We start from the raw sequence: 3202 nt of genomic DNA on the forward strand, positions 1-3202 counted from the left end.
TTTTTTCGGGGGGGGTGGGGCCAGCGCGCCCCGGGCCGTGCCCCCCCGCCGCGAAAGCGCCGCCGCCCCCCCCCTCTTGCGGGGGGGCGGCCCGTCCGCGGGGAAGCCGGAGGGTGTTCGGCGGGCTGTCAGCCGGCCGAGGGCTCACCCTTCCCGGAATCGGTGGAGGCGCTCACCGAAGCCGACGACTGCTCGGCGGCGACGGTCTTCTTCGTCGCCTTCTTCGCGGTCGTCTTCGCCGTCGTCTTCTTGGCGGCGGTCTTCTTCGCGGCGGTCTTCTTGACCGCCGCCTTCTTCGCCGGGGCCTTCTTGGCGGCGGCCTTGCGGGCCGTCTTCTTCGCCGGGGCGGCCTCCGCGGATTCGGATTCCGTCGTACCGGTGGATTCCGCGGCTGCCTCGGCCACCCGGTCGTCGGACTCCGCGGCCTGCGCCTCGGGCGCCGGAGCGACCACGACGACCTCCGCGTCCACCGACCCGGTGGGCGAGCCGGCCGGAGCGGTGACCTTACGGGTCACCCGGCGCCGGGCACGCGGCGGGGCGGCCACGGGGGCCTCGGCCTCGGGGGCCTGCTCCGCCGGGGCTTCGGGGGCCGGCGTCTCGGCGGCAGGCGCCTCGACGACCGGGTCCTCGACCGCGACCGGGTCCGTGGCGGGCTCGGCCGGCTGGACCGGCTCGGGGGCCTCGGCCTGCTTCGGCGAACCCGCCGGGGCGGTCGCCTTACGGGTGGCCCGACGGCGCGTACGACCCTGGGGCGCGGCCTCGGCCGGAGCCTCGGGGGATTCGGCGGCCTCGGGAGCCTCCGCGGCCGGAGCCCCGGCGGGCGTGTCGAGGACCGGCTCGGGCCGGACCTCGGCGACGGGCGCCTCGACGACCGGGGCGGGCGCCTCGGCCTTCGGAGCGCCGGCCGGGGCCGACGCCTTGCGGGAGGCCCGGCGGCGGCCACGGCCGCGCGTGGCGGCCGCCTCCGCCTCGGCGGGGCTGCTGTAGAACTCGTCGTCCTCCCTGACCGCGGGCTCCACGGCCACCGGGGCCGCGACCTCGGCGGCCAGCTCGGCCTCGGTCTCCACGGTCTCCACGGTCTCGGCGGAGGCGTGGTCCTCGGAGCCGTGGTCGTGGTCGTGACCGTGCTCGTGGTCCTGGCCAGCGCCGCCGCGGCCGCGCTTCTTGGACTTCTTGCCACCGCCACCGCCGCCGCCACCGACGGACGTCGGCTGCTCCATGTGGACGATGACGCCGCGCCCGTTGCAGTGGACGCAGGTCTCGGAGAAGGACTCCAGCAGACCCTGGCCCACCCGCTTGCGGGTCATCTGGACCAGGCCCAGCGAGGTGACCTCGGCGACCTGGTGCTTGGTGCGGTCGCGGCCCAGGCACTCCAGGAGCCGCCGCAGCACGAGGTCCCGGTTGGACTCCAGCACCATGTCGATGAAGTCGACGACGACGATGCCACCGAGGTCGCGCAGCCGGAGCTGGCGCACGATCTCCTCGGCCGCCTCCAGGTTGTTCCTGGTGACGGTCTCCTCCAGGTTGCCGCCCTGGCCGGTGAACTTGCCGGTGTTGACGTCGACGACGATCATCGCCTCGGTCTTGTCGATCACCAGCGAACCGCCGCTGGGCAGGTAGACCTTGCGGTCCAGCGCCTTCATCAGCTGCTCGTCGATGCGGTACGTCGCGAAGACGTCGACCTCGGAGGTCCAGCGCGAGAGCCGTTCCGTCAGGTCGGGCGCGACGTGCGAGACGTAACCGTGGATGGTCTCCCACGCGTCGTCGCCGCTGACGATGACCTTGGAGAAGTCCTCGTTGAAGATGTCGCGGACGACCCGGACGGTCATGTCCGGCTCGCCGTAGAGCAGCGTCGGCGCGTTGGAGCCGCTGGTGCCCTTCGCCTTCTTCTGGATGTCCTCCCACTGCTGCTGGAGCCGCTCGACGTCGCGGCGCAGCTCGTCCTCGCTCGCGCCCTCGGCGGCGGTGCGCACGATGACGCCCGCGTCCTCGGGGACGATCTTCTTGAGGATGGTCTTGAGCCGGGAGCGCTCGGTGTCGGGGAGCTTGCGGCTGATCCCGGTCATCGAGCCCTCGGGCACGTAGACGAGGTAGCGGCCGGGCAGCGAGACCTGGCTCGTCAGACGCGCGCCCTTGTGGCCGATCGGGTCCTTGGTCACCTGGACCAGGACCGACTGGCCGGACTTGAGCGCGGTCTCGATGCGGCGCGGCCCGTGGGCCATGCCGAGCGCCTCGAAGTTGACCTCACCGGCGTACAGGACGGCGTTGCGGCCCTTGCCGATGTCGACGAAGGCGGCCTCCATGGACGGCAGCACGTTCTGGACCTTGCCCAGGTAGACGTTGCCGACGTAGCTGGTGGCCTGCTCCTTGTTGACGTAGTGCTCGACGAGCACGTTGTCCTCGAGGACGCCGATCTGGGTGCGCTCGCCGTTCTGACGGACCACCATCACGCGCTCGACGGCCTCGCGCCGGGCGAGGAACTCCGCCTCGGTGATGATCGGGACGCGGCGTCGGCCCTGCTCGCGGCCCTCGCGGCGGCGCTGCTTCTTGGCCTCCATGCGGGTCGAGCCCTTGATGGACTGGACCTCGTCGAAGCCGGTGCCCGGCTCGCGCTCCTCCTTCTTGCGGGGCTCGCGGACCTTGACGACCGTACGCTCCGGGTCGTCGGCGGTGCCGTGGTCGGCCTCGGCGGCGCCGTCACCGCTGCGGCGACGGCGGCGACGGCGACGGCGGCTGCTGCTCGACCCGGAGGCCGAGGAGTCGTCGTCCTCGTCGCTCTCGTCGGCGGCGTCAGGGGTCTCCTGCTCGGAGCGGGACTCCTCGGCGCGGGACGGCGCGGGCGCGTCGTCGGCGCTCTGCTCGTCGTCCGCGTCGTTGGCCTCGCCACGACGGCGGCGACGGCCGCCACGACGGCGGCGGCGCGAGGGGCGGTCGCCGTACTCGTCGGTGTCCTCGCCCTCGTGCTCGTCCGCCTCGGCCTCGGGGGCCTCGTCGGCGGCCTGCTCGGCGGGCGTCTCCACCGGGGCGGCGGCGGGCTCGGCGGCCTGCTCGGTCGCTTCGGCCTCGCCGCGGCGGCGGCGACGGCGGCGCGAGCCGCCCTGCGGCGCGGCCTCGGCGGGCTCGGCGCTCTGCTCGGCGGTCTGCTGCTCCTCGACCTCGTCGGCCTCGTCGTACGGCGAGGCCTAACCGGCCGCAGCAGCGG

Annotated in this window: 2 protein-coding genes; one reads left to right on the forward strand and one right to left on the reverse strand. The window is 74.0% G+C overall.

Going from position 1 to position 3202, the window contains the following annotated elements; genetic code table 11:
- Positions 1-128: 128 nt before the first annotated feature.
- The gene (locus ACFWRV_RS36325; protein ID WP_384340452.1) at positions 129-3020 is read right to left on the reverse strand and encodes an Rne/Rng family ribonuclease; all 2892 of its coding nucleotides are present in this window, start codon (positions 3018-3020) and stop codon (positions 129-131) included.
- On the opposite strand from ACFWRV_RS36325, the gene ACFWRV_RS36330 reads away from it, so the two are divergent.
- Positions 2961-3202: hypothetical protein (locus ACFWRV_RS36330; protein WP_384340454.1), on the forward strand; the 242-nt coding region annotated here is incomplete at its 3' end. The genes ACFWRV_RS36325 and ACFWRV_RS36330 overlap by 60 nt on opposite strands.

Origin of the sequence: Streptomyces sp. NPDC058576, assembly GCF_042718715.1 — a bacterium.
Classification (GTDB): domain Bacteria; phylum Actinomycetota; class Actinomycetes; order Streptomycetales; family Streptomycetaceae; genus Streptomyces.